The sequence below is a fragment of the Mesorhizobium sp. M7A.F.Ca.CA.003.01.2.1 genome (assembly GCF_003998945.1).
In the GTDB taxonomy this organism is placed as follows: Bacteria; Pseudomonadota; Alphaproteobacteria; order Rhizobiales; family Rhizobiaceae; genus Mesorhizobium; species Mesorhizobium ciceri.
In genome coordinates this window covers 1-4,902 of sequence record NZ_RZRA01000388.1, presented here as the reverse complement: position 1 = coordinate 4,902, position 4,902 = coordinate 1, and the positions used below count along the sequence as shown (strand labels likewise).

Here is a 4,902-nt window from a genome sequence, read left to right as displayed (position 1 = left end):
GCCTAAGCCGAACTACTGAAAATCATAATTTGTGCAGCGCACCCAACGTGCTTTGCTCCGCCATCGGCTGAAAGAAAACAAGAAAAGAACGTCAGGCGACAGGCTTCGGCGATGCCTCCGGAGCGGGTTTCGTTCGGGCCGGGATAACGCTCGACTTCAGAAAACAGGGGAACGTGATGACGACAATAATCTCGAAGTTTCGCCGGGCCGCGCTGGTGGCCGGCATTGCGCTCAGCGCCATATCGGTGAGCCTCCACGCCGAAGCTGGCAGCTTGAAACTGGGCATGACGACCTGGGTGGGGTACGGACCGCTCTTCCTTGCCCGTGACATGGGCTACTTCAAGGAAGGTGGGCTCGATGTCTCGCTTGAAATCATCGAGGAAGCATCGCTGTATATGGCGGCTGTTGCCGCCGGCGAGCTCGACGGCAGCGCATCGACCGTCGACGAGATCATGAAGTATCGTTCGAAGGATGTTTGCTTCAAGTCGGTCTATGCGCTGGATGACAGCCATGGCGGCGATGGCGTGCTCGCGCCCAGCGGGGTCAAGAGCATCGCCGACCTCAAAGGCATGGACGTAGCGCTGAACGAGGGTTCAGTGTCGCAGTTCTGGTTCAATATCCTGCTCAAGCAGGCCGGTCTCACCCAGGCCGATGTGAAGATCACCAACATGACGGCAGACGATGCCGCTGCCGCCTTCATGGCCGACCGCATTCCCGTTGCCGTCACCTGGGAACCGCATCTGACGCTGGCCAAGAAGGAAAACAAGGGACAGGTGCTGATCGACTCCTCCAGGACACCCGGCTTGATCGTCGATGTGGTGGCGCTCAACTGCGACTACATCACGAAGAACCCCGGAGATGTCGAGGCGCTGGTGAAGGGCCTCTACAAGGCCAACGAGTTCATCAAGGAGAATCCTGAGAAGGCGTATGAGGTGATGGCCAAAGGCGTCGGCGGCTGGCTGAAGGATCCGAAGGACTTCGCTTCCTCGGCCGCTGGCGTGAACTTCTACGGTAAGCAGCGCAATGCCGAATTCTTCGCCGGTGGCGAGACTGGCGAAGCCGGCAAGCTGATCAAGCTGGGCGGCGATATCTGGGGCGGCTTCGGCAAGCTCAAAATGGACGTCAAGTATGACGACCTCGTCGATACGTCCTTCCTTGGGAAGTAGCTTGGCCTTGGAAAGTAGCTTGGCCTTGGAAGTAGCTTGGCCTTGCAAAGTAGCTTGGCCTGCGAAGTAATTTGACCTTGCAAAGTGATTTGGCTGAACCGGAGGCGGACCTCGCGCCTCCGGTCCAAGCGGCCCAAAAGGGTATCCCGTGACACTAGCACCGAACACGAGCTCTCTGGTCAGCAATGGCGTGACCGCGAGAGTTGAAGAAGGTCAGGCCGGTCGATCCGTCCTGAAAGTCATCGCCACACCGTTTCGGGCTGTGCCGCGCTCTCTCTCCATTACGCTCGGCTTCATGGTCTGGATCGCCGTCATCGGCGGCTGGTTCGCGCTGACCTATTCCGGAGCGGTCAAGGAAATGTTCCTGCCTCGCCCCGAATCCGTGTTGTCCACCACCATCAGCATGGCGCTTGACGGGTCGTTGTGGGAGCATGTTTTCGCCAGCGTCCAGGTGGTGTTGATCGGCTTCGTCCTTTCGAGCATCGTTGCGGTGCCGCTTGGATTGACGATGGGCACCTATCGCATCGTCCAGGCCGTTCTCGAACCGTTGGTCAATTTCATACGCTATCTGCCGGTGACGTCCTTCGTGCCGCTTTTCATCCTGTGGATCGGCATCGGCATCGAGCAGCGCGTTGCCGTCATCGTCTTCGGCGTCTTCTTCCAGCAGCTCGTCATGATCGCCGACAGCGCTCGCAGCGTCCAGCGCGACCTTGTCAACGCAGCCTATACGCTCGGCACGAAACGAGGCGACACGGTCTTCCACATCGTCTTTCCGGCCACGCTTCCGAGCGTGCTGGATGTGCTGCGCGTCACCATGGGCTGGGCCTGGACCTATCTCGTCGTGGCCGAACTCGTCGCCGCCCGCAGCGGACTTGGCTACATCTCGCTCAAAGCCATGCGCGGCTTTCAGGTCGACGTGATCTTCATGGCCATCGCCATGATCGGCATCCTTGGTCTTTGCACCGACCAATTGTTCCGGGGCATCCGCCGCCTCGTCGCTCCCTGGGCCAATTGAGGAACACGCACACATGGACGCCCTGAATCTTACGACGAAACCAAAGAGTTCCGACATAGGCATCGACAATGTGGTCCTGCGCTACGGCAAGGGTGACAATGCGGTGCTGGCGCTGGATGGCATTTCCTTTCACGTCGTGCCCAACGAATTCTGTGTGATCGTCGGCCCATCCGGCTGCGGCAAGTCGAGCCTGCTTTATCTCGTCGCCGGTCTTGAGGAGCGGACCGGCGGCATGATCGTAGTCGGCGGCAAGCCTGTTACCGAGCCGGGCCCGGATCGCGGCATGGTGTTTCAGGCATATACGCTGTTTCCCTGGCTTACGGTGGCGCAGAACGTCGAATATGGCCCGAAGCGGAAGGGCATTGCGCCGGCCGAGCGCAGGGTCATTGTCGAGCATTTTCTCCACGAGGTCGGTCTGGCAAAGTTCGCCAACCATTACCCGTCTCAGCTGTCGGGCGGCATGAAGCAGCGCGTTGCGATTGCGCGCGCGCTCGCCAATGATCCGGACGTGCTGCTGATGGATGAGCCTTTTGGAGCGCTCGACAGCCAAACCCGTCACAGCATGCAGAAGCTTTTGCTGAGGATCTGGGATCATTCCAAGAAGACGGTCCTGTTCGTTACCCATGACATCGACGAAGCGATCCTGCTGGCGGACAGGGTGCTCGTCATGTCCGGCCGGCCCGGTCAGATCAAGAAGGAAATCCGCGTAGGCCTCCCGCGTCCACGCAGCATGGATCTGGTCATGGAGCCGAACTTCATCGCCATGAAGCGGGAGATCCTCGAGCTCCTGAAGAACGACGAAGACGACGAGCACTAATGCATGTCGCTCAAAAGTGACCTCGGTTTTGGGCAGACGACATGCATGAAACAGACATCGGCAGTCTTCGGTGTGGATGATGAAACGGGCAAGGCATGAGCATCGAGGCGGCGGAATTTGACTATATCGTCATTGGCGCGGGCTCGGCCGGCTGTGTCTTGGCAAACAGGCTGAGCGCAGACCCGGCAGTTCGTGTCTGCCTGATCGAGGCGGGCGGCAGCGACGACCGCACCAGGGTGCGCGTGCCGGCCGGCATTCTCTCGCTCTACGGCAATCCGAACTTCGACTACGGCTACAAGGGCGTGCCGCAGCCGCTGCTCAACAACCGCCGCATACCGGTCAACCGGGGCAAGGTTCTTGGCGGGTCGAGTTCGATCAACTCGATGGTCTATATTCGTGGCGCCGCGCAGGACTACGATGAATGGGCAGCGCTTGGCTGTGCCGGGTGGTCCTATGCCGATGTCCTGCCCGTCTTCAAGAAATTGGAGCGGAACTGCCTGTTGCAGAGCCCCGCCTATCACGGATTCGACGGCGAATTGCTGGTCGACAATCCGCGCGATCCCAACGTGGTATCCAGCCTGTGGGTTGAGGCGGGCAGAGGCGTAGGCCTGCCCGAGAACCGCGACTTCAATGCCGGTGGCCAACTCGGCCTCGGCATCTACAACGTCACCCAGAACAGAGGCGAGCGCTTCTCGGCCTACAGCGCCTTTGTCCGGCCGATTCTCGGCCGCTCGAATCTACGGATATTGTCAGGCGTCGAGGTTCTTGATCTGGCGATTGAACGCGAGCGCGTCACCGGCGTCAACGTGATCAGGGAAGGCGCAACCCAACGGTTGGGGTGCCGAGCGGAGGTCGTCCTCAGCGCGGGTGCGATCGGATCGCCGCGCATTCTGCTTGCTTCCGGCGTCGGCCCGGCCGGGGAGCTGAAAGCAGCGGGGATTGAACCGGTCGCGAACCTGCCAGGCGTCGGTAAGAACTTGCGCGACCATGTCGATGGCATGATCACGGTGCGATCGAACAGCCGCAAGACGCTCGGCCTTTCACTTGCCAATCTTCCGGCGATGCTGGCGGCGCCGTTCCAGTATTTCGCCCGGCGCAAAGGCATGCTGACGACCAACTATGTCGAAGCCGGCGGCTTTGCCAGGACGAAGTATGCCGGGAGCATACCCGACATTCAGTTCCACTTCGTGCCGGGCTATCGCAGCCATCGCGGTCGGCTCGTCGAATATGGCCACGGCTATGCCGTGCACACCTGTGTGTTGAGACCCGGGAGCGTCGGCGAAATCACGCTTCAACGCGACGGCACCCGCCGCAATATGCTCATAGACCATCGCTTCTTCAGTGACGAACAGGATGCCCTGACCCTCGTCGAGGGCATAAAGGTCGCGCGTTCGATCCTGGCTTCGCCGGTTTTCGGCGGCATCCGCGGACCGGAAATCCTGCCTGGGCCCAACGTGAACACCGATGACGAGATTCTCGCCTATCTGCGTGCCGAGGCTCTTACCGTCTATCATCCGGTTGGCACGGCCAGGATGGGCAACGACGCCATGGCGGTGGTTGATCCCGCCGGTCTCAAGGTGCGCGGTTTCGACAATCTGCGCGTCGCTGATGCCTCCGTCATGCCGACATTGATCGGTGGCAACACCAATGCGCCATCCATGATGATTGGCGAAAAGGCGGCTATGGCAATACTGGCGTAGCCGTCTGCGCGCGGCCAATTCAGCATTTAGGAACAAGCTAACCACTGCCACATGAAATCGTAATTTTCGCTGCCCGGTCCCTCCAGTAAACCAACGATCAGACCTCCGCCGCATGCGCAGAAACTCTCGGGGAGAGCCAGAAAGGGCCGCTGAATGCCAGTCGAAACAGTAGACACGCTTGTTGTTGGCGGCGGCCAGGCGGGG

4 protein-coding genes are annotated in these 4,902 nt (G+C 60.1%); all 4 read left to right on the top strand.

Features of this window, described 5'->3' with window-relative positions; all coding sequences use genetic code 11:
• Positions 1-176: 176 nt before the first annotated feature.
• The 4 genes from EN969_RS16820 (at position 177) to EN969_RS16805 (ending at position 4,698) form a co-directional block, all read left to right on the top strand.
• Positions 177-1,166 carry an ABC transporter substrate-binding protein gene (locus EN969_RS16820; protein WP_063168707.1) on the top strand — a complete coding sequence of 330 codons (990 nt, stop codon included), beginning with the start codon at positions 177-179 and terminating at the stop codon, positions 1,164-1,166.
• 148 nt (positions 1,167-1,314) lie between these two features.
• Complete coding sequence (locus EN969_RS16815; protein WP_024503974.1) at positions 1,315-2,181, top strand: ABC transporter permease; 867 nt, start codon at positions 1,315-1,317, stop codon at positions 2,179-2,181.
• 13 nt (positions 2,182-2,194) lie between these two features.
• Positions 2,195-2,998 carry an ABC transporter ATP-binding protein gene (locus tag EN969_RS16810; protein ID WP_013530446.1) on the top strand — a complete coding sequence of 268 codons (804 nt, stop codon included), beginning with the start codon at positions 2,195-2,197 and terminating at the stop codon, positions 2,996-2,998.
• A gap of 95 nt (positions 2,999-3,093) precedes the next feature.
• Positions 3,094-4,698, top strand: a complete 1,605-nt coding sequence (locus tag EN969_RS16805; RefSeq protein WP_063168706.1) for a GMC family oxidoreductase N-terminal domain-containing protein — start codon at positions 3,094-3,096, stop codon at positions 4,696-4,698.
• Positions 4,699-4,902 lie beyond the last annotated feature (204 nt).

What these genes read in the sequence shown, in the direction of transcription:
- EN969_RS16810 (WP_013530446.1), top strand. Translation starts at nt 2,195, where the DNA reads ATGGACGCCCTGAATCTTACGACGAAACCAAAGAGTTCCGACATAGGC.
- EN969_RS16820 (WP_063168707.1), top strand. Translation starts at nt 177, where the DNA reads ATGACGACAATAATCTCGAAGTTTCGCCGGGCCGCGCTGGTGGCCGGC.
- EN969_RS16805 (WP_063168706.1), top strand. Translation starts at nt 3,094, where the DNA reads ATGAGCATCGAGGCGGCGGAATTTGACTATATCGTCATTGGCGCGGGC.